The sequence below is a fragment of the Caulobacter radicis genome, assembly GCF_003094615.1.
Classification (GTDB): domain Bacteria; phylum Pseudomonadota; class Alphaproteobacteria; order Caulobacterales; family Caulobacteraceae; genus Caulobacter; species Caulobacter radicis.
In genome coordinates, this window is record NZ_QDKO01000024.1 from 119,236 (window position 1) to 139,197 (window position 19,962).

Annotated in this window: 18 protein-coding genes; 8 read left to right on the forward strand and 10 right to left on the reverse strand. The window is 70.2% G+C overall.

What is annotated here, in order from left to right; all coding sequences use genetic code 11:
- Nucleotides 1-170: 170 nt before the first annotated feature.
- Nucleotides 171-632: a DUF3429 domain-containing protein gene (locus tag DDF62_RS15610; protein ID WP_116489948.1), complete on the forward strand. Its 462-nt coding sequence runs from the start codon at nucleotides 171-173 to the stop codon at nucleotides 630-632.
- Here the strand turns inward: DDF62_RS15610 and DDF62_RS15615 are convergent.
- The 3 genes from DDF62_RS15615 to DDF62_RS15625 all read right to left on the reverse strand — a co-directional run bounded on the left by DDF62_RS15615 (nucleotide 629) and on the right by DDF62_RS15625 (nucleotide 4,348).
- Nucleotides 629-970, reverse strand: a complete 342-nt coding sequence (locus DDF62_RS15615) for a hypothetical protein (RefSeq protein WP_116489949.1) — start codon at nucleotides 968-970, stop codon at nucleotides 629-631. The genes DDF62_RS15610 and DDF62_RS15615 overlap by 4 nt on opposite strands.
- A gap of 76 nt (nucleotides 971-1,046) precedes the next feature.
- Nucleotides 1,047-1,754 (reverse strand): ligase-associated DNA damage response endonuclease PdeM, encoded by a 708-nt coding sequence (pdeM, locus tag DDF62_RS15620; RefSeq protein ID WP_116489950.1) that lies wholly within the window; start codon nucleotides 1,752-1,754, stop codon nucleotides 1,047-1,049.
- Nucleotides 1,754-4,348: a ligase-associated DNA damage response DEXH box helicase gene (locus DDF62_RS15625; protein WP_116489951.1), complete on the reverse strand. Its 2,595-nt coding sequence runs from the start codon at nucleotides 4,346-4,348 to the stop codon at nucleotides 1,754-1,756. Before DDF62_RS15625 ends, pdeM begins: the two co-directional genes overlap by 1 nt.
- Before the next feature lie 130 nt (nucleotides 4,349-4,478).
- On the opposite strand from DDF62_RS15625, the gene DDF62_RS15630 reads away from it, so the two are divergent.
- The 6 genes from DDF62_RS15630 (at nucleotide 4,479) to DDF62_RS15655 (ending at nucleotide 11,731) form a co-directional block, all read left to right on the forward strand.
- Nucleotides 4,479-6,158, forward strand: coding sequence for a M28 family metallopeptidase (locus DDF62_RS15630; RefSeq protein ID WP_116489952.1), 1,680 nt, complete (start codon nucleotides 4,479-4,481; stop codon nucleotides 6,156-6,158).
- A gap of 174 nt (nucleotides 6,159-6,332) precedes the next feature.
- A complete protein-coding gene (locus DDF62_RS15635) occupies nucleotides 6,333-9,146 on the forward strand; it encodes an ATP-dependent DNA helicase (protein WP_116489953.1) in 2,814 nt (937 codons plus the stop codon).
- A gap of 47 nt (nucleotides 9,147-9,193) precedes the next feature.
- On the forward strand, nucleotides 9,194-9,655 hold the full coding sequence (locus DDF62_RS15640; protein ID WP_244286835.1) for a hypothetical protein: 462 nt from the start codon (nucleotides 9,194-9,196) through the stop codon (nucleotides 9,653-9,655).
- Between the two features lie 105 nt (nucleotides 9,656-9,760).
- Nucleotides 9,761-10,036: a helix-turn-helix domain-containing protein gene (locus DDF62_RS15645; protein ID WP_058347856.1), complete on the forward strand. Its 276-nt coding sequence runs from the start codon at nucleotides 9,761-9,763 to the stop codon at nucleotides 10,034-10,036.
- A gap of 58 nt (nucleotides 10,037-10,094) precedes the next feature.
- Entirely contained in the window at nucleotides 10,095-10,613 is a 519-nt protein-coding gene (locus DDF62_RS15650; protein ID WP_116489954.1) for a MarR family winged helix-turn-helix transcriptional regulator, read from the forward strand.
- A 29-nt stretch (nucleotides 10,614-10,642) separates the two neighbouring features.
- Complete coding sequence (locus tag DDF62_RS15655; protein WP_116489955.1) at nucleotides 10,643-11,731, forward strand: dipeptidase; 1,089 nt, start codon at nucleotides 10,643-10,645, stop codon at nucleotides 11,729-11,731.
- Here DDF62_RS15655 and DDF62_RS15660 read toward each other — a convergent pair.
- The gene (locus DDF62_RS15660; RefSeq protein WP_165832264.1) at nucleotides 11,728-12,579 is read right to left on the reverse strand and encodes a carboxylesterase family protein; all 852 of its coding nucleotides are present in this window, start codon (nucleotides 12,577-12,579) and stop codon (nucleotides 11,728-11,730) included. The two genes, DDF62_RS15655 and DDF62_RS15660, sit on opposite strands and share 4 nt — an antisense overlap.
- A gap of 113 nt (nucleotides 12,580-12,692) precedes the next feature.
- Here DDF62_RS15660 and DDF62_RS15665 point away from each other — a divergent pair, with 113 nt between their 5' ends.
- Nucleotides 12,693-12,977: a hypothetical protein gene (locus tag DDF62_RS15665; RefSeq protein WP_116489957.1), complete on the forward strand. Its 285-nt coding sequence runs from the start codon at nucleotides 12,693-12,695 to the stop codon at nucleotides 12,975-12,977.
- 13 nt (nucleotides 12,978-12,990) lie between these two features.
- Here DDF62_RS15665 and DDF62_RS15670 read toward each other — a convergent pair whose 3' ends face one another.
- The 6 genes from DDF62_RS15670 to DDF62_RS15695 form a co-directional block, all read right to left on the reverse strand.
- Nucleotides 12,991-13,512 (reverse strand): VanZ family protein, encoded by a 522-nt coding sequence (locus tag DDF62_RS15670; protein WP_116489958.1) that lies wholly within the window; start codon nucleotides 13,510-13,512, stop codon nucleotides 12,991-12,993.
- A gap of 81 nt (nucleotides 13,513-13,593) precedes the next feature.
- Entirely contained in the window at nucleotides 13,594-15,354 is a 1,761-nt protein-coding gene (locus tag DDF62_RS15675; protein WP_165832265.1) for a M1 family metallopeptidase, read from the reverse strand.
- Nucleotides 15,355-15,620: 266 nt separating this feature from the next.
- Nucleotides 15,621-16,190 (reverse strand): demethoxyubiquinone hydroxylase family protein, encoded by a 570-nt coding sequence (locus DDF62_RS15680; protein WP_116489959.1) that lies wholly within the window; start codon nucleotides 16,188-16,190, stop codon nucleotides 15,621-15,623.
- 2 nt (nucleotides 16,191-16,192) lie between these two features.
- Complete coding sequence (locus DDF62_RS15685) at nucleotides 16,193-16,747, reverse strand: disulfide bond formation protein B (protein WP_116489960.1); 555 nt, start codon at nucleotides 16,745-16,747, stop codon at nucleotides 16,193-16,195.
- On the reverse strand, nucleotides 16,744-17,349 hold the full coding sequence (locus tag DDF62_RS15690) for a YqaA family protein (RefSeq protein ID WP_116489961.1): 606 nt from the start codon (nucleotides 17,347-17,349) through the stop codon (nucleotides 16,744-16,746). The genes DDF62_RS15685 and DDF62_RS15690 overlap by 4 nt, the downstream gene beginning before the upstream one ends.
- Nucleotides 17,350-17,586: 237 nt before the next feature.
- On the reverse strand, nucleotides 17,587-19,821 hold the full coding sequence (locus DDF62_RS15695) for a TonB-dependent hemoglobin/transferrin/lactoferrin family receptor (protein ID WP_116489962.1): 2,235 nt from the start codon (nucleotides 19,819-19,821) through the stop codon (nucleotides 17,587-17,589).
- Nucleotides 19,822-19,962: the final 141 nt, after the last annotated feature.

The following is a 19,962-nucleotide window of genomic DNA, read 5'->3' on the forward strand; positions in this document are numbered from 1 at the left end:
GTGGACCTGACCGCCGACCTCGGTAATAGTCACCGTTTCGACGCAAACCGGGCCGGGTGAAACAATCCAAGGCCCGGTTCGGACTAGGGTTTGCGCGAACGACCGGGACGCCGGCGATCGCGGACGGGGCGGGGGAAGGCTTTCGGGCCTGCCGGAGGAGTGACGAGCTGATGACGGATCACGTGACCGAACGCGTGCCGGTTCCGCGCGCCGTATGGGTGTTCGGCCTGTGCACGCTGGCGCCCTTCATCATCGCCTCCGGGCTGTTCTGCTACGGGCCCCAAGGACAGCGCGGCCCGGCGCTGGTGGCGCTGCTGGCCTATTCGACGGCGATGCTGTCGTATCTCGGCGGCGTGCGTTGCGGGCTCGAGATCGACCACGTCCAGCCGCGATGGATGACCCTGGGCCTGTCGCTGCTGCCCCCCTTGGCCGGCGTGGCCCTGATGCTGGGGGCCGAGCGCTTCGGCGCCGCCTGGCAGCTTTCCGGCTTCCTGTTCGTGTTCCTGCTGCAATGGCTGTGGGACGTCACCAGCCACGAGGGCCCCGCCTGGCGGCCTCGCCTGCGCACCCTGCTGACCACCGGCGCGGCTCTGTCGCTGGCCTTCGCGCTCGAGCAGGCGCTGGCGCTCTAGCGCGTCGCCACGGCCTTTCGCGCCAGCGGGTCGTCGAGACAGGCCTTGGCCACCGCGTGGTTCAGCTTGGCCTTCTTCCTTTCCAGCCTGTGGGTCAGCGCGCCGCCCGCCGCGGCGCCGGCGAAGGGCATGACCACGTTGCCGCCCACGCCGACGACGGCGCGGACGATGCGGTGCTCGTTGTATCGCTCGGCCTCGGCCCGGGCCTTGCGGCACCTGGCGCTGTCGTAGCGCGGATGGCTGGCGTCGAGCCTGGCGACGGTGTCGCGCGGGGCCGGGTTGCTGGCGCAGGCCGACAGGACCAGAAGGACGGCGACGCTCGGGATCAGCGGGCGCATGGAGCGGGGTCTCCCGGGTGGAGGTTTCCGGGCAAACGCCGCCGAACGCCTCGGCGATCCCTGGGCGCAGCTTGCGTCAGTCCGGCCGCAGCGACTTCGGCCCCACCGCGTGCACCCGCTTGCCGCCAAGCGCGCCGGCCAGGGGCGGGGCGGAAAACAGGCCCGCGAACGCCGCGTCGAGGATGTTCAGGCCGCCGGTATAGGCCCCGAAGGCCGGCAGGATCAGCCGCTGGCCGTCGGTGACGAAGCAGCGCTTGCGCACGCTGCCGCGACCGCTGGAGACCCGCGCCGCCGGGTGCAGGTGGCCGGCCACCTCGCCGGGCTGGATCCCGGGCTCGGGCTCGTGGCGCAGGATCAGGCCGCCGATGGGCATCTCGTCGATCACCTGGCCGGGCAGGGCGCGCGGGCCGTCGGCGTCGTGGTTGCCCACCGCCCAGATCAGGTCGCGGCCGACCGACAGGGCCCGAAGACGCTCGGCGTCGTCGGCGGCCAGGCGATCCTCGCCCGCGCCGTCGTGAAAGCTGTCGCCCAGGAAGATCAGCGTCGCCGGCGCCACGGCCGCGACCTCGGCCTCCAGGCGGGTCAGGGTTTCGCGGGTGTCGTAGGGCGGCAGCATCTGGCCAAAGCGCGCGGCGTAGGACGAGCCCTTCTCGAAGTGCAGGTCGGCCACCACCAGGGCGCGCTCGGCCTCCAGCCACAGGGCGCCCGAGCCGCGCAGCAGCACCGTTCGCCGGGCCACCAGCACCGCCAGGCCGCCGCAATCGCTGGACTGGAACCTGGTCATCAGGAAAGGGCCTCCGCGATCAGGTCTTCCTCCGCCTCGGCCAGGATCATGTCGCTGGCCGCGTCGCCCGGCGCGCGTTCGCGGCCGATCTCCAGCATGATCGGCACGGCGAAGGGCGAAACCTTGTCCAGCGCCGCATGGCGAATCCGCCCCTTGATGCGGGCCAGCAGGTCGCCCAGCCGCGCCACGTCCAACTGGCCGGTCGCCGCGTCGGCGCGGGCGCAGCGCAGCAAGAGGTGGTCGGGCTGGTGCTTGCGCAGCACGTCATAGATCAGGTCGGTGGAGAACGTCACCTGCCGGCCCGACTTCTCCTCGCCGGGATAGCGCCGCTCGATCAGCCCGCCGACCAGCGCGCAGGCCTTGAAGGCGCGCTTCATCAGGAAGCTCTCGTTCAGCCAGTCCTCGAGATCGTCGCCCAGCATGTCCTGGTCGAACAGGTCATCCAGGTCGAGTTCATCCATCGGCTTCAGCGACCAGATGTTCAGCGCGTAGTCGTTGCAGACGAAGCCCAGCGGCCCCACGCCCAGGCGGTCGAGCCGCCGGGTCAGCAGCATGGCCAGGGTGGTGTGGGCCAGGCGGCCCTCGAACGGATACATGACCATGTGGAACCGCTTCCCGCGCGGGAAGGTCTCCAGCAGCATCTCGTCCTCGTCGGGGATGATCGAGCGGGCCTTCTGGTAGGCCATCCATTCCTGCACGTCGGGCGGCAGGGCGGTCCATTCGGCCTCGTCGTGCATCATCTTGCGCACGCGGCTGGCGAGATAGGTCGAGAGCGGGAACTTCGAGCCGCCCCAGCTGGGCATCTTCGGGTCCTTGGCCGGGGCGGGCGAGACGTAGGCGTCGGCTCCCACCAGGCTGTTGAATCGCCAGACCTGTCCTGCGAAGACGAAGGTGTCGCCGGGCGTCAGCTGCTCGAAATAGCCTTCCTCGGCCTCGCCGATCTTGCGACCTCCCATGGGGCGCCGGCCGCCGCCGATACGGACGTTGACCACCGCCGGCGAGACGATGGCGCCGACGTTCATCCGGTGGCGCTGGACGACTTGCGCGTTGCGGGCCTTCCAGAAGCCGTCGGCGTTTTCCACGATCCGGCGGAAGCGGTCGTAGGTCTTCAGGGCGTAGCCGCCGGTCGAGACGAAATCGACGACGGTCTCGAAGTCTTCCCACGACAGGTCGGCATAGGGGCCGGCGGTGCGGATCTCGTCATAGAGGTCGACCAGCTTGAAGGGCTCTGAGCAGGCGCAGCCCATCACGTGCTGGGCCAGCACGTCGAGGGCGCCGACCCGGGCCGGCTCGCCGTCGAGGTGGTTCTCCAGGATGGCGTCGGCGGCGGCGCGGCACTCCAGCATCTCGAACCGGCTGGCCGGCACGAAGAGGGCGCGGCTGGGCTCGTCCAGGCGATGGTTGGCGCGGCCGATCCGCTGGACCATCCGGGAGGCCCCCTTGGGCGCGGCCAGCTGGATGACCAGATCGACGTCGCCCCAGTCGATGCCCATGTCCAGCGTCGAGGTGCAGACCACGGCCCGCAGGTCGCCGCGCGCCATCGCCGCCTCGACCTTGCGCCGCTGCTCGGCCGACAGGCTGCCGTGGTGCAGGGCGATCGGCAGGTCCTCGTCGTTGAGCTTCCACAGCTCCTGGAACGCGAACTCGGCCTGGAAGCGCGTGTTGACGAACACCAGCGCCGTACGGGACTGACGAATGATCTCGTAGACCTCGGCCATGGCGTGCTGGGCGGTGTGGCCGGCCCACGGTACGCGGCCGCCGGAGACGAGGACTTCCACCACCGGCTGGGCGCCGCCGGAACCGAGGACGAGGTCGACGGAGGAAACCTCCCCCAGAGGGGGAGGATCCTTGGTTTTCAGATCCTCCCCCCAAAGGGGGAGGTGGCCCGGAGGGCCGGAGGGGGAAGGGGCTGTTGAGGTGGGATCACTTCCCCCTCCGTCGGCTTCGCCGCCACCTCCCCCTTCGGGGGGAGGATTTCTACCCAGCCACCGCCGCACCAGGTCCGGATCGTCCACCGTCGCCGACAGTCCCACCCGGCGCATCCGCGGCGCGAAGGTTTGGAGCCGCGCGATATCCAGCGCCAGCAGGTCGCCGCGCTTGGAGGGCCACATCGCATGCGCCTCGTCGATGATCACGCACGACAGGTCGGCGAAGTATTCCCGCGCGCCTTCCCAGGCGCAGAACAGGGCCAGCTGCTCGGGCGTGGTCAGCAGGATGTCGGGCGGGCGGATCCGCTGGCGGGCCTTGCGGCTCTCGCCGGTGTCGCCGGTGCGGCTTTCGGCGACGATCGACAGGCCCATCTCGCGGATGGGCGTCATCAGGTTGCGCTCGACGTCGACGGCCAGGGCCTTGAGCGGCGAGATGTAGAGGGTGTGGATCCCGGCGGGCGTGTTTCGCGGCGGGCGCTCGTAGAGCTCGATCAGGCTGGGCAGGAAGCCCGCCAGGGTCTTGCCGCCGCCGGTCGGGGCGATCAGCAGGGCGTCGCGGCCGGCCTTGGCCTTCTGGATCATGGCCAGCTGGTGGGCGCGCGGAGACCAGCCGCGGGCGGCGAACCACTCGGAAAAGCGCGGGGGAAGCAGGTCGGCCGGAACCATCGCGGTGGCTATAGCATGTTCCCGTTCTGTTTCTGGCGGGGAATCGACAGTTCCGACAGAACGACGTGCGAAGTTTGCGTATCCAGGCGGAGCTTCCTAGGGTCGGCCCCGAAATTCTCGGAGTTCGCCCATGTCCCGCCGCGCCGCCCTTCTGCTGACCGCCGCCCTGGCGCTGCCCGCCCTGGCTCATGCACAGGACGCCAAGGTGGATAGCGGCCCGATCGACCCGGCCAGGCTGTCGGAGATCACCCGGGTCCTGGCCAGCGACGAGTTCCTGGGCCGCGCTCCGGGCGGTCCGGCCGAGCAGAAGACCACCGACTACATCGCCGGCCAGTTCAAGGCCCTGGGCCTGGAGCCGGCAGGCGACGCGGGGTCCTACACCCAGAAGGTGCCGCTGGTGCACACCCGCATCGACGGCCCGGTGGCCATGAGCTTTTCCACGGCCGCCGGCCTGGTGACCCTGGCCCAGGGCGAGCAGGCCCAGGTCATGACCTTGCTGCCGGTCGACAAGGTGGCGATCAAGGACGCCCCGCTGGTCTTCGTCGGCTATGGGGTTTCGGCCCCCGAGCGCGGCTGGGACGACTTCAAGGGCGTGGACCTCAAGGGCAAGGTCGCCGTCTTCCTGATCAGCGACCCCGACCTGGAGGCGCAGGCCGCCGAGCCCGCCTACGGCAAGTTCGGCGGCAAGGCGGCCACCTACTACGCCCGCTGGACCTACAAGTACGAGGAAGCCGTGCGGCGCGGGGCGGTCGGGGCCCTGATCGTGCATGAGACCCTGGGCGCGGGCTATGGCTGGAGCACGGTGAAGGCCTCGAACGGCGAGGGCTACGACATCCAGCGCGCGGAACCCGCCAAGGAGAAGCTGCAACTGCAAGGCTGGATCCAGCGCGATACGGCCGTCGACCTTTTCAAACGCTCGGGCCTGGACTTCGAGACACTGAAGAAGTCGGCGCGTGATCCTGGTTTCAAGCCGGTGGCGCTGAAGGGAGCGGCGTTCTCGGCCGCCTACAAGGTGGCTCACGAGCCGATGGTCAGCCACAACGTGGTCGCGCGCCTGCCGGGCTCGACCCACGCCGACGAGAGCATCATATACGCCGCCCACTGGGACGCCTACGGCGTGGGCGCGCCGGATGCGCAGGGCAAGACCATCCGTCCGGGCGCGGCCGACGACGCCATCGGCGTGGCGGGGGTGATCGAGGTGGCGCGAGCCTTCAAGCAGGGCCCGGCGCCGGAGCGCTCGATCGTCTTCGCCGCCTGGACGGGCGAGGAGCGGGGCCTGCTGGGCTCGGAATACTACGCCGTGAAGGCCGGTGACGCCGCTCTGGGCAAGATGGCCGCCAACTACACCCTCGACGTGCTGCAGACCGCCGGCCCGGCCAAGGACATCGTGCTGGTCGGCGCCGGCCAGAACGAGCTGGAGCAGGGCTTGGCCAAGGCCGCGGCCGCGCAAGGGCGCACCGTGACGCCGGACGCCAAGCCGGAACGGGCTCTCTTCTATCGCGCCGACCACTTCTCGCTGGCCAAGCGCGGCGTGCCGGTGCTGCTGGTCATGGGCCTGGGCGGCGGGGCCGACCTCTTGAACGGCGGCCGCGCGGCCGGCGACGCCTGGGTCGCCGACTACACCGCACGCTGCTACCACCAGCCCTGCGACGCCTGGAGCGCCGACTGGGACCTGCGCGGCGCGGCCCAGGACGTGGCCCTGGTCTACGAGGCCGGCAAGGCGATCGCCAATTCGCGGGTGTGGCCGGACTGGAACGCCGGTTCGGAGTTCAAGCCGGTGCGGGCGGCGAGCGCCGGCCAGCGGAAGTAGGCTCTAAAACCCGAACAATCCCCGCGAAAGCGGGGACCCAGGCTTTTTCTGAAACGCGTGGCGCTCAACGATAAAACACCTGGGTCCCCGCTTTCGCGGGGATTTTACGGGGGAGAGCGCACGGGCGCCGAGTTCCCCGTTCGTTTCCCCGCGCCAAAGTGTTAATCCACGCTCGTGAGCGCGCTTCCTCCGAATCTTGACCTTGCCCCGGCCCTGGTAGTGCTGCCCGGCCCGCGCGCCGGCCTGGCCGACGGTTCGGGCGAGGGGCGGGTGATCCGGCCGCCGGACGCGCGCGACCTGTTCGAGCACGGTCCCGTGCTGGTGGCCCATGCGGCCATGACCGCCAAGCGCCTGAACCTGCACGCCCCGCTGCGCTATCCCGGCATCTTCGACGTGCTGGAGCTCTACGCCTTCACCCGGCCGGCGACCTTCTGCGCGCCGTCGGCGGTGGGCCTGGCCATGGCCTTGGGCCTGCCGGAGCCGCGAGGTCCTGCCGCCCAGGCCCAGACCCTGCGCGAGGCCGCCGATTTCCTGCTGCGCGAGCTGGCCCTGACGCCGCGTCCGTCACGCGAAGAAGCCCTGGCCGTGGCCGAGACCCTGGCCCGCGCCGGCTGGTCGTGGGGACCGGCGGTGGTCGGCGCCCTGCGCTCGGTTCCGGTCGGCAACCAGTTCAGAAGCTCCGGCCTCGACGTCTGGAGCCGTCTCGTCGAGTGGGAGGACCAGGCGCCGGTCGGCGAGCCGCTGTCGCGCCCGATCGAGCCCGAGGCCGCCTCCGAGCGCCTGAAGTCGCTGCTGAGCCGCGCCGGCCTCGACGAGGTGCGCGAGGCCCAGGACACCTACGCCCGCGAGGCCTCGTTCGCCTTCCAGCCCCGGGAACGTGAAGGCGAGCCGCGGATGATGCTGGCCGAGGCCGGCACCGGCGTCGGCAAGACCCTGGGCTATCTGGCCCCCGCCAGCGTCTGGGCCGAGGCCAATGGGCCGTCGGTGTGGATCAGCACCTACACGCGGGCTTTGCAGCGCCAGATCGAGCGCGAGAGCGCCGCCATCTATCCCGATCCGCAGATGCGGGCCCGCAAGGCGGTGGTCCGCAAGGGGCGCGAAAACTACCTGTGCCTCCTGAACCTGCAGGAGCAGGTCAACAGCGCCCAGCTGGGCAATGGCGACCTCGTGGGCCTGGCGCTGGCCGCGCGCTGGGCGCGGGTCAGCCGCGACGGCGACATGACCGGCGGCGACTATCCAGCCTGGCTGCCGACCCTGTTCGCCGTGCAGCCGTCGGCCCAGGCCAGCGCCGCCAACCTGGTCGACCGCCGGGGCGAGTGCATCCACGCCGGCTGCCAGCACTATCGGGTGTGCTTTATCGAGAAGGCCGTGCGGGCCTCCAAGCGCGCCGACATCGTCATCGCCAACCACGCCCTGGTCATGACCCAGGCGGCCTTCGACGGCGCGCGCACGGCGCGGGGCCTGAAGGGCGACAACGAGACCACGGCGGTCAAGCGCGTGGTGTTCGACGAGGGCCACCACCTGTTCGACGCCGCCGACAGCGCCTTCTCGGCCGCCCTCTCTGGCGCCGAGGCCGCCGAGCTGCGCCGCTGGATCCGCGGTCCCGAAGGGCGCGGGCGGCGGGGCAGGGGGCTGGAGGCCCGGCTGCTCGACATCCTGGGCGACAAGGAAAGCGCCCGCCAGGCGCTGAGCGCCGTGATCCAGGCCGCCACCGCCCTGCCGGGCGAAGGCTGGTCGGGGCGGATCGCGCCGCCGGACGGCCAGGTCAACCCGATCGGGCCGATCGAGAACTACCTCGTCGCCGTCATCGAACAACTGCGGGCGCGGTCCAGCGAGCGTGGCGGGGCCGAGCAGGGCCTGCAATGCGCCGCCCGGCCCGCCGTCGACCTGGTGCGCGAGCGGGCCGGCGAGGCCGCCCGGGCCCTGGCCGGGGTCGAGGCCCCCCTGCTGGCCCTGGCCCGCCAGCTGGAGGACGTGCTTGACGAGGACGCCGAGCATCTGGGGCCGTCCGAACGGGCCCGCATCGAGGGCGCGCTGCGGGGGCTGGACCGCCGGGCCCGCATGACCCTGCCGGCCTGGCGCTCGATCCTGAAGGCCATCGACGAGGACGCGGAAGACGATCCCGACTTCGTCGACTGGTTCGAGGCCACCTTCCTCTACGGCCGGGTCGTGGATGCGGCCTGCCGCCGCCACTGGGTGGATCCGACCGAACCGCTGCGCGCGGCGGTGCTTTCCCCCGCTCATGGCGTGCTGGTGACCAGCGCCACCCTGGTCGATCCGGCCCTGGAGGATCCCTTCGCCCTGGCCGAGATGCGCACCGGCGCGGCCCGCCTGCCGCAGCCGCCCAAGGTGCTGCGCCTGGTCTCGCCCTTCGACTACGAGAAGAACGCCCGCGCCTTCGTCGTCACCGACGTCAACAAGGAGGACGCGCGCCAGGTCTCGGCGGCCATGCGCGAGCTGTTCCTGGCCGCCAACGGCGGGGCGCTGGGTCTGTTCACCGCCATCCGCCGGCTGAAGGCCGTGCACGAGCGCATCGCCGCGCCCCTGGCCGACAAGGGCCTGCCGCTCTACGCCCAGCACGTGGATCCGCTGGAAGCCGGCGCCCTGGTCGACATCTTCCGCGCCGAGGAGGACGCCTGCCTCCTGGGCACCGACGCCATCCGCGACGGGGTGGACGTGCCGGGCCGGTCCCTGCGCCTTCTGGTGTTCGACCGCGTGCCCTGGCCGCGCCCGGACATCCTGCACAAGGCCCGGCGGACCAAGTTCGGCGGCAAGGGCTATGACGACTCCATCGCCCGCGCCCGCATCAGCCAGGCCTTTGGTCGCCTGATCCGTCGGGCCGAGGATCGCGGCGTCTTCGTCATGCTCGACGCGGCCGCCCCCACGAGGCTCTTTTCAAGTCTGCCGGAAGGGGTGACCATCGAGCGACTCACGCTCGTGGAAGTCATTGAAGCGACGGCCGCATTTCTGTCCGAAGCGCGCGATTAAACGAGCCGTGAGCATCCTCCGTGGGGGGAGGATTCCAGGAGGAAGACTTGGCGTTTCGTTTGGGGGCGACGGCCCTGCTGCTTGCCGGCCTGATGGCCGGTTCCGCGTCCGCGCAGGAGTTCGTGCGCGGCGACTGCCTCAATGTGGTCCAGCCCACGCGCGGCCTGCGTTTCGAGAACGACGACCACGCGCGCTGGTACAAGCGGTTCTGGACCGGCAACTGCCAGGACCTGAACCTGTGCTTCCCCGGCTCGCCCAACTGGAACGACATCGTCAGCAAGCTGCTGGTCAAGGGCGGCCCGGCCGAGAAGCCGGCCCTCTTGCCCAAGGCCTGCCGGCTGGGCCAGCTGATCGGCATGGAGTGGGCGCGTGATCGCCGCATCAAGCGGATCAGCACCCAGGACCTCAAGCGCTTCTCCAGCATCCTCGACGACGCCGGCGACCCGCTGAAGGGTGTCGAGGCTGTCGAGGTCAAGGCGCGCGCCCTGCTGGCCAAGCCCAAGGGCTAAGCCGCCCCCGAACCGTCGTATTGACGACGTGGCGCCGTCGAATTTGTGCAATCGAACGCGTATAGAGGAGCGGTCGGGGAGAAGAGCAGCGAAGGGAGAGATCCTATGGCCGCAGCGCGCCTGACCACGACCGATATCGCCATTGATGACCGCGCCGCGCCCAGCGAGGTCCGCTCGTCCCGCGCCCTCGTGCAGGCGGTGCGCTGGCGCAGCGGCCTGTCGCAGGCCGAGTTCTCGCGGGCCTTCGCCATCCCCCTGCCGGTGCTGAGCGAGCTGGAGCACGGCGAGGCCCGTCCAGACGCGGCCATGCTGGCCTATCTGCGGGTCATCGACCATGCGCCCGACGTGGTGCGCGAGGCCCTGACGCGCGCTGGGCTCTAGGCTGCCGCGCGCGGATGGCCCAGAAGGAGGCCAGCTTCCTCCGTCAGCGGATTCCGCCATGTCCGATCCCGAAGACTACAGCCGAGGTTTCGGCGCAGAGGCGCTCGCGGCTCGCCTGCGGCGCGTCTCCGAGCGGATCGATCGTGACGGCTCACGGGTCTACGCGGCTCGCGGCGTCAAGTTCGAGCAACGCTGGTACGGCGTCCTGCGCCAGCTGGTCGAGCGCGGCGGCCCGATGGCGGTGGGCGAGATCGCCGCCATCCTCCGCATCACCCACGTCTCGGTCAGCGAAGCCAGCCGCTCGATGGAGAAGGCCGGCCTGATCGCCTCGCAGACATCCACCGAAGACGGGCGCCGCCGCCTGATCGCGCTGACCGACGAGGGGCGGGCGATGGTCGCCAGGCTCTCACCGCTCTGGGAGGCCTTCAACACCGCCGCGCGGGAGCTGGACGCCGAGGTCGGCGACCTTGTCCGCCGGCTCGACCAACTGGACGACGCCCTGGACCGCCGGTCGATGTTCGATCGGATCATGGATGGAATTTCATTGGACGACCCCGGATATGGGAAGGATATGTAGGGGCCTACATATTTCTTTCGGAGGGGACCATGAGCACCACGCGACGCATCTTCCTGGGCGCGGCCGCCGCTTCGCTGGCCGCCTGCGCGACCGCTTCGGCCGCGACCGCGCGGACCGCCGGCGTCGTGATCAACGGCAACCTGGTCCTGCCCATGGATACTGAGAAGCCCCTGGACCAGGAGGCCCGCGACCTCGTCAAGGCCTCGGGCCTGACGGCGGCCAAGCTGACGATCGGCGGCTCGGGCGGCGAGACGCGCGCCCAGACCGCCGCCTCCATCGTCGACATCGACAAGGCCGTGGCGCTCAATCCCGACCTCTATCTCAAGGTCGCGTCCGTCGCCGACCTCGCCCGCGCCAGGGCGAGCGGGCGTCTGGGTATCATCTATTCGTTCGAAGCTTCGGAGATGCTGGAGGGCGATCTTGCCGCCATCGACCAGTTCCGCGCCGCCGGCGTGCTGGTGATGGGGCTGAGCTACAACCGGACGACGCCGTTCGCCTCGGGCACGATGTCGTCGCCGCCCACCGGCCTGACCGAGCTGGGGCGGCGCGCGGTGGAGCGCATGAACGCCAAAGGCGTGACGATCGACGTCAGCCATAGCGACGAGCCGTCCAGCCTGGGCGCCATCGCCGCATCCAGCAAGCCCGTGCTGATCACCCACGCCGGCGCCGCCGCCGTCCACGCCCATCCGCGCAACAAGTCCGACCGGCTGATGAAGGCCCTGGCCGAGCGGGGCGGGGTCATCGGGATCTACGAGCTGAGCTATCTGACGACGGCGCCGGCCCAGCCGTCGCTGGACGTCTATTTCGCCCACCTGACCCACGCCCTGAAGGTCTGCGGCGAGGACCATGTCGGCATCGGCAGCGACGCCCTGCTGTGGCCGTTCGACACCTCGCCCGAAAGCATGGCCCAGTGGAACAAGAGCCTGGAAGAGCGCAAGGCCGCCGGCGTGGCCGCGCCCGGCGAGGGGCCGCCGCCGTTCGTGACCGGGCTGAACCGCGCCGATCGCTGCGCCGTCATCGCCGACGAACTGCGGCGACGGGGCTATTCGACGCGGGTGGTCGACAAGGTGCTGGGCGGCAACTTCCAGCGGGTCTTCGCCGAGACCTGGACGGCTTAGCCCTTTTTCCGCTTCTGCGAGAACAGCCAGGCCCGCCAGGCGTCGTCGTGCATCATGTCGGGCGGCACCACGTGGGCCATGCCCGAATAGGAGACGAAGCGCACGTCGCCGCCGGCGTCGGCCAGGGCCCCGGCCCAGGCGAGATCCGGCGCGTAGGGGTTCTCGCGGTCCTTGTCGCCATGGACGATCATCACCGGCGTCGGCGCGACCTTGACCGCCAGGGCGCGCTCGGGCGGTACGCCGGAGAAGGCCGCGACGGCGGCGAACTTGCCCGGCTCCAGGGCGGCGGCGTTCATCGCCGCCGAGCCGCCCATCGAGAAGCCGACCAGGTAGATGCGGTCGGTGTCGATCGGCAGGCGGGCCGACAGGTCGTCGATCAGGGCCAGGATCGCCGGCAGGCTGGTCCCGGGGCGCGAGGCCAGCAGCCGGTCGGCGCCCTTGGCGTAGTGGGCGGTGCGGACCGGAGCCTGGGGCGCCAGCACGAAGGCCGGGAAGGTCTTGGCGGTGCCAGGACGGGCCCAGCTGCGCACGAACGGACCCATCTGGGCCTTGTTGTCGTGGCCCACGGCGCCGGAGCCGTGCAGCATCACCACCAGCGGCAGCTTTTCCTTGGTCGCCGGCGACAGCAGCCGATAGGGCAGGCGCACACCATTGGGCGCTGTGAAGCTGGCGGCGGCGAAGGCCTCGGCCGGCGGCAGGTCGGACGGCGTCGGCGTCAGGGGCGTGGTGGCGTAGCTGCGCGTCTCGACCGCGAGCTTGGGGGCCGGCGCGAGGGTGGGCGCCTCCGAAGGCGTCGTGGCGCAGGCCCCCAGCAAAAGGCAGGCGAGCAACGTGAGCGGCTTTTGCATGGCGTTTGCATAACCTGCTTCGCGCCGCTTGTCTGGAGGCGGAGCAACCCCGGCCATGACCTGGGGGTTTATCTCCCGACGCCCCTGCGGGCGAAGCACGGGAGAAACCGGTCATGATCGGTCACAGGCATCATCAGGAAGACGGCCGTCACTTCACGCACGGCACCTCGTCGACGACCGCCGATTGCGCGTCCGAGGGCAAGCTGCGCCCCGAGGATCGCCATATCGAGGCGCCCCACGCCAAGCTGGCTGAAAAGCCGCTGGCTCAGAACGAAAAGCACGACCAGCTGGCCGAGAAGGTCGAGTGCTCGGAAAGCCGCCAGGAAGCCCTGCTGGACGAAGGCCTGGAGGAAAGCTTCCCGGGCAGCGACCCGGTCAGCGTCAAGCGGATCACCTGATCCGCGGGTAGCCTCAGGCTTCGCGCGGGAAGCGCGAAGCGGCGCGGGAGGCGAAGCTGCTACGGGCGGTTTCGCCTTCGACGGCCACGGAGGCGGCCGGCATGACGACGCTGCTCTTGCGGCGACGGCGGCGCTGGCGCTGGGCCGAGATGTCCGAGAAGCGCATGGCGCCGCGCTCGCGGGCGTCGCGGCGGACGGCTTCGATGTGGCTGGCCAGGTAGACGACCGCGATGCCGGCCACGTCGGTGGCGAAGTCGGTGAAGCTGGCGCTGCGATGGGCGAACAGCTGGGCGATCTCGGCGCTGGCCCCCAGCAGGATCGCGGCGATCGCCAGGTCGTTGCGGCGCATCTTGGGGAAGGCCAGGAAGGCCATGGCGGTCAGGCCGCCGAACGCCAGGGCGTGCGCGGCCTTGTCGCTGAGCCCGAAGGCCTGTTCCAGGCCCTGGAACGGGCCGAGCATCAGGGTTACGGCGCTGGCCGCCCCGACGAACAGCACGGCCTTGGCGGCGATAACGACATGGTTGGGCGTCAGCATGGGCTCGGCTCGCGGTGGAGCCTTGAGTCCTAAGGCCGCATGCCTCGCAAACCGTGAAGGAACACGGTCAACGGAAGATGACTATTTCTTCGGGTTGACCGGCCGGCTCCTGGCCTTGTCGGAGGCGTCCTTGGCGGTCTTCCAGGCGTGGTAGGCTTCCAGATACGGTTGCCGGCGCAGGATCTTCGAGGCGGGGTCGACGATCACCGGAACCGCGTCGCCGACGCGCGTCCGACCCGTCCCGTCGGCCATCGGCAGGGTTACCAGCTTGCCGCCGACCTTGACCTCGACCGGCATCGGGAAGCGCCCGGCCGGCGTCTTCCAGGCCAGCACCAGGTCCTCGCCCTCGCGGGTCTCGATCAGCTCGGGCAGGGCGGCGTGGCGCAGATAGGCGTCGAAGAACCAGCGGTAGTCGGCGCCGGTCGCCTCGTTCACGGCCCTGATGAAGTCGTCGGTCACCGCGTAGCGCGGGGCGAAGTTGCCGGGCTTGGGATCGGGGCGGCCATAGACCAGCACCCGGGTGGCGGTGAAGAACGCCTCGTCGCCGATCAGGCCGCGCAACGTGTGCAGCATGTTGGCGCCCTTGTAGTAGATGTCGGTCCCCGGCCCGACCTTGGCGTCGTAGACGGCTTCCTCCTCCATCGGCTTGCCCGAGACGATGGGGAACTTGTTGAAGCTCTTCACCCGCATCTCGTTCAGGCGGACCATGTATTCCATGTCGCCGTGCAGCCACTGCGAGTAGAGCGGCTGCATGTAGGTGCCGAAGGCCTCGTGCAGCCACATGTCGTCCCAGTCGACATTGGTCATCTGGTTGCCGAACCACTCGTGGGCCAGTTCGTGCTCGAGCAGCCAGTCGAAGCCGTAGATCTCCTTGCCGTAGCCGGCGCCGTAGGCGTTCAGCGTCTGGTGCTCCATGCCCAGGTGCGGGGTCTCGACCGCGCCCATCTTCTCGGACCGGAACGGGTAGGGGCCGATCATCCCCTCGTAGAAGTCGAGCATCGGCGTGAACTGGGCCAGCAGGTCGCGGCCCTTGGCCTCGTTGCCCTCCAGGGCCCAGAACTCGATCGGGAAGCTGTCGCCGAAACGGCTGCGGTACAGCGCCGTCAGGTGGACATAGGGGCCGATGTTGAGCGCCACGGCGTAGGTGTTGGGCGTCTTCATCCGCCAGTGGAAGGTGCGCCGGCCGCCGCCGGCCTCGGTGACGTCGATCAGGATCCCGCCCGACGGCGCCGACAGGCCGGCCGGGACGGTGACGTGCAGGTCGACGAGGTCGGGCTCGCCGGTCGGGTGGTCGATGCACGGCCAGAAGAGGTCGCAGCCCTCGCCCTGGACGGCGGTGGCGATCCACGGGCGGCCGTCGGGGGCCTTGGTCCAGACGAAGCCGCCGTCCCACGGCGCGTTGTTGGCCTCCATCGGCACGCCGGCGTAGCGGATGCGCACGGCGGTGGTGTGGCCGGCCGGGATCGGCGCGGGCGGGGCGATCGAGAGCCGGCCGTCGGGATTGCGCCAGGCCGTCGGCGGCAGGTCCCGGCCGTCCAGCGACACCGCCGACACCGGCAGCTCGCGGTCTAGGTCTAGCACGATCACCGGCAGCTCGCGGTCGGCGCGCAGGGCCAGCACGGCCTCGCCCGAGATCGACTTGCGCTCAGGGAGGACCTCGATCGACAGGTCGACATGCTCGATATGCACGCCGGCCTGGTCGGGCTTCAGCGCCCCGCCGGTGGCCAGGGTCTGGGCGGTGGGGGCGGCGCGCGCGGGCTTGGGCGGCTTGGCCGGTGCGGCGGCGATCAACAGCGGCAGGGCGGCGGCGAGGGCCAGGGCCCGGGGGGACGATGACGGCACGGCGATTCCCCGCGATGGACGGAACTCATCGGTAGGGGAGGCGGGGGCGAAGGCCAAGCCTTTGAATCCCTCTCTCTTTGAGAGAGGGAGGGGCCCGCCGCGAAGCGGTGGGAGGGTGAGAGGTAACAAACTTTCCGAACCAAGCGCTGGTCCGTCGGCGCGGGCTGTCAGCTATGGGGCGAGAGGCTTTCCGGCCGGCGGTGAAACCTCTCACCCTCCCACGCCTTGCGGCGCGGGCCCCCCCCTCTCTCTCGGAGAGAGGGGTTTTACAGCTTCTCGCTGATCTTGATGGCCACCTTGCAGCCGGTCTGGATGACGGCGCTGAGCAGCGGGTAGGCCGTGGCCTCGTGGGCGCCTTCCTCGACGGCGAGGTCGCGGTGCATCAGCTCGTCGTCGCGGAACTTGGAGAGCTCGGCGGCCAGGGCCGGGTCGCGGTCCTTCAGCTCGTCGATCTGGCCGGCATAGTGCTTTTCGATCACCGACTCGACGGCCTCGGTGCAGGCGTGGGCGGCCTTGTCGCCGATCAGGGCGGTGCCGGCGCCCAGGGTGAAGGCCGCCAGCCGCCACAGGGGCGACATCAGGGTCGGGCGCACCTTGCGCTCGGACAGCAGTTCGTCGAAGCGCGACAGGTGGACCTGTTCGTGGCCCTCCATCTCCTTCAACTGCTCGGCGATGCGCTCGCGGCCGCGGGCGTGCTTCATCACCGCCTGCTGGCCGCGATAGATGTGGACGGCGGCCAGTTCGCCGGCCTGGTCGACGCGCAGGATCTCGGCCAGGCGCGCGGCCTGGGCGCCGCGACCGGGACGGGGCGGAACGGCTTTCTGGGCGGCGCTCATCTTCAGGCCTCCTTCGAACGCAGGGCGGCGAAGGCCGAGACGACGGCCAGGCCCAGCGAGACCAGGGCGTTCCAGCCGGCCATCGACAGGCCCAGGAACACCCAGGCGGCCTTGTCGCACATCGGAGGTTGGATCTTGGCGCCCTTCAGCATGGCCACCAGGTCGTCGGAGGTGGCCAGGCCGCCGCCGGTGCAGGTGCTGGGGCCGGGCCACCACTTCCATTCGACGCCGGCGTGGAAGGCCGCCAGGCCCGCGCCGTAGAGGAAGATCGCGCCCAGCAGCCACAGGGCCGGCGCGCGCAGGCGCGTCCAAAGGGGCGTGCGTTGCACGATGGTGGCGATCAGGCCGACCGTTCCGGCGACCCAGTAGACCTCGCGCTGCTTCAGGCACAGGTGGCAGGGCGCCAGGCCCCCGAAGCTCTCGAACGCATGGGCCGCGCCCAGCATGATCGCGCTGGCGGCGAAGGCCAGGACCGGCCAGTGCCGGGCGACCCACTCCAGGGGCGGGCGCTTGGGGACGAGGGGACCGGTGGTCACGGCCGGGGTGTCGGTGGTCATACGGCGCACGCGCCTCCGCTGCTTCCTCCCAGGAAATGGCTCGCGGCGAGGCCGATGACAAGGAGCAGGATCAAACCGCCGGCCACCAGCGCCAGCCGGCGCTCGATCACCGGCAGCAGGGCGGGACCGAACTTTTTGACCACGAAGGCGACGAGGAAGAAGCGCGCGCCGCGGGTGACGACCGAGGCGAAGATGAACATCGGGAAGCTGAAGGCCGCCAGGCCCGAGGCGATGGTCACCAGCTTGTAGGGGATGGGGGTCAGGCCCTTGGCCAGGATCACCCAGACCCCGTACTTGTCGTACCAGCACTTGAATTCGGCGAGGCCCCCGGCGTGGCCGGTGGCGGCCATCATCCACTGGCCCACGGGGGTCAGGAAGTAGCCGATGGCGTAGCCCAGGATGCCGCCCAGCACCGAGGCCAGGGTGCAGATGAGGGCGTAGCGCCAGGCCTTGTCCGGCCGCGCCAGCACCATCGGGGCCAGCATCACGTCGGGCGGGACGGGAAAGAACGAGCTCTCGGCGAACGAGACGGCGAACAGGCTCGTGGGAGCGTGACGCGAGGCGGCCAGGCCCATGACCCAGTCGTAGAGGCGGCGCAGCATGCGAACTCCCGTTTGCGGATGCGCCGTTGCTAGCAGGGGGCGGCGCGCTTGTCCCGGGCGATGCGACGACGATTTCCGGTTCTTTTTGCGACGCCGCGAAGGCGGGCGCTGGACGGGGCTCCAGGCAGTAAAACGCCCCGTCCTCCAGGCGCCGGGCCGACATGGCGCGGAGGAGGACGGGGCCACGCGGTCGCCGCAACATTACGACCGCGTGTCTCGGTAAGGACCTTGCGGGTCCTAGAACTTGACCGCCAGCGAGACGCTGTAGTTGCGGCCCGGGGCGGTGTAGCCGTCGACGATCACCGCCGGCACCGTGGCCGAGGCGGCGGCCGACTGGCCGCGCACGTCCGACCACCACCAGTATTTCTCGTCGGTCAGGTTGAAGACGCCGCCGCGCAGGGTGACCGCGTCGGTGACGTTCCAGTAGGCGGTGACGTCGGCCGTGGTGAAGGCCGGCGGGGCGAAGCAGCCGCCTGTGCAGGTGACGCCCAGGCTGTCGAACGACTTCTTCTGGACGTGCATGACGCTGAACTGGCCGCCGAAGCGACCGGCCGGATCGCGGTACGACAGGCCGGCCGTGAACTTGGCCGGATCGACCGACTGCAGCGGGGTGCTGACGCCCGCCGTGTTGGTCGAGAAGCCGCGAGCGTACGAGGCCGCGCCGATCAGGCGCCAGTTGTCGGCGATGATGACCTCGCCGCGAGCCTCGGCGCCGCTGATCTCGGCCTCGGCCAGGTTGACGAACTGGAACACCGCCGGGTCGGTCGGGCGGAACGAGCCGCTGACCTGCACCTGCTCGATGAAGTCGTCGTACTTGCCGGTGAAGCCGGTGACGCTGATGTTCCAGGTCGGCTGGCGCAGGCGGAAGCCCAGCTCGAAGGTCTGGCTGGTCTCGGGCTTCAGGTCCGGATTGGCGATCGCGGTGTAGAAGCTGGTCGGGTTCGAGAAGCCGTTGTTGACCTGCGACGGGGCCGGGGCCTTGAAGCCGGTCGCGGCGTTGGCGAACACGCTGATCAGGTCGGTGGCCTGCCACACGGCCGACAGCTTCGGCGAGAAGCGCGAGTCGCTCTGGCCGACCGCGGTGTTGGCGGTGAACAGCGGATCGTTCTTCGGATCCAGCTTGTAATAGTCGTAGCGCAGGGCCGGATAGAAGGTGACCGGGCCGACCGCGAACTCGTCCTGCACGTAGCCGCCGAACAGGGTGTAGTCGGTGGTCGGGAAGGCGCGGTTGGGGAAGGTCTCGCCGGCCGGCGGCACGGTGCCGTCGCGCAGGCCCTGCTGGCGGGTCAGCGAGGCGTCGGCGCCCCAGACGATGCTGTGGTCCACGCCGCCGAAGCTGGCCTTGCTGGTCAGCTCGACCGCGCCGCCGAACACTTCGTTGTCGAACTTGGCGTCACGGGTGCGGTCGGCGGCGGTGTAGCGGTCCTCGGCCGAGAACTGCCGGGTGGTGCTGTCCTGGTAGTAGAGGGTGGTGCGGGCGCTCTGGATCAGGCCCTGGCCGCCGGTGAAGGCGTGGGCCAGGCTGACGCGGTCGCGGCGCATCTTGTCGAAGGCGGTCAGCCCGACCACCGCGGTCGAGGCCGGGGTGGCGTTCGGGGCGACATAGGTGATCGCCGACAGCACGTTCCAGTCGATGTCGCGATCCAGGTGATCGACGGTCAGCGAGAACTTGTTGCGGTCGTCGAGGTTGAACACCAGCTTGCCGAGCACGGCGTTGGAGCTGTTGTCCTCGGGGTTGGCGACCGTGCGGCGCACGTCGCGCAGGGCGGCCGTGCCTTGGGTCTCGGTCTCGTGGCCGTCGCGGCGGGTGTAGGCCAGCAGGCCTTCCCAGCGGCCGCTGGCGCCGGCGACCAGGGCGCTTTCGCTCCAGCTTTCGTCGGCCGAGCTGTAGCCGACGCGGCCCCGGGCGGCGATCGACTTGCCCTGCAGGATGTCGGACGGATCCTTGGTGAAGAAGCTGACCGAACCGGCCAGGCCGTCGCTGCCGTAGAGGGCCGAGGCCGGGCCGCGCACGATCTCGACCGACTTCAGCACGTCGACGTCGACATAGTCGCCGCGGCCGGCGGCCTGGGCGCCGAAGGCGTAGCCGTCGGGCACGCGCACGCCGTCGACCATGATCAGGACGCGGTTGCCCTCCAGGCCGCGAATGGCGAAGCCGGCGTTGCCGTCACGGCCCGTCGAGGCGCCGGCGGCGGTGAAGCGGGAAGGGGCGCTGCGCACCGACACGCCCGGCTCGAAGCGCACCAGGTCCTTCACGTCGTTGACCAGGGCGTCCTCGATCTCCTGGCTCGTCGTCACGGTGACGGTGGCGGGGGCGTCCAGGACGGACTTCTCGCTGCGCGTGGCGGTGACGGTGACCTTGTCGACTTCGGCGACGTCGGCCGAGGGCGCGTCGGCCGCGAAGGCCGCCGTGGCGGAGAGCAGGGCGCCGGCCGAGACGGCGGCGAGATAGGCGAGTCTGTTGCGCGACAAAGTTCGAGATCCCCAGTTTTCGGCCTCAGATGCGAATTGTTCGCATTCGTTGGATGGGGAGCTACGACCGTCTGGCGGCTTGGTCAAGTTATTTGCAATTGATTCTTAGATTCATCCGCAATAGGAGCCTCTGCAACGCAC

Excerpts from the sequence above, each read along its gene's own strand:
- DDF62_RS15610 (WP_116489948.1), top strand. The coding sequence starts at position 171 with ATGACGGATCACGTGACCGAACGCGTGCCGGTTCCGCGCGCCGTATGG.
- DDF62_RS15615 (WP_116489949.1), bottom strand. The coding sequence starts at position 970 with ATGCGCCCGCTGATCCCGAGCGTCGCCGTCCTTCTGGTCCTGTCGGCC.
- pdeM (WP_116489950.1), bottom strand. The coding sequence starts at position 1,754 with ATGACCAGGTTCCAGTCCAGCGATTGCGGCGGCCTGGCGGTGCTGGTG.
- DDF62_RS15625 (WP_116489951.1), bottom strand. The coding sequence starts at position 4,348 with ATGGTTCCGGCCGACCTGCTTCCCCCGCGCTTTTCCGAGTGGTTCGCC.
- DDF62_RS15630 (WP_116489952.1), top strand. The coding sequence starts at position 4,479 with ATGTCCCGCCGCGCCGCCCTTCTGCTGACCGCCGCCCTGGCGCTGCCC.
- DDF62_RS15645 (WP_058347856.1), top strand. The coding sequence starts at position 9,761 with ATGGCCGCAGCGCGCCTGACCACGACCGATATCGCCATTGATGACCGC.
- DDF62_RS15650 (WP_116489954.1), top strand. The coding sequence starts at position 10,095 with ATGTCCGATCCCGAAGACTACAGCCGAGGTTTCGGCGCAGAGGCGCTC.
- DDF62_RS15655 (WP_116489955.1), top strand. The coding sequence starts at position 10,643 with ATGAGCACCACGCGACGCATCTTCCTGGGCGCGGCCGCCGCTTCGCTG.
- DDF62_RS15660 (WP_165832264.1), bottom strand. The coding sequence starts at position 12,579 with ATGCAAAAGCCGCTCACGTTGCTCGCCTGCCTTTTGCTGGGGGCCTGC.
- DDF62_RS15665 (WP_116489957.1), top strand. The coding sequence starts at position 12,693 with ATGATCGGTCACAGGCATCATCAGGAAGACGGCCGTCACTTCACGCAC.
- DDF62_RS15670 (WP_116489958.1), bottom strand. The coding sequence starts at position 13,512 with ATGCTGACGCCCAACCATGTCGTTATCGCCGCCAAGGCCGTGCTGTTC.
- DDF62_RS15680 (WP_116489959.1), bottom strand. The coding sequence starts at position 16,190 with ATGAGCGCCGCCCAGAAAGCCGTTCCGCCCCGTCCCGGTCGCGGCGCC.
- DDF62_RS15685 (WP_116489960.1), bottom strand. The coding sequence starts at position 16,747 with ATGACCACCGACACCCCGGCCGTGACCACCGGTCCCCTCGTCCCCAAG.
- DDF62_RS15690 (WP_116489961.1), bottom strand. The coding sequence starts at position 17,349 with ATGCTGCGCCGCCTCTACGACTGGGTCATGGGCCTGGCCGCCTCGCGT.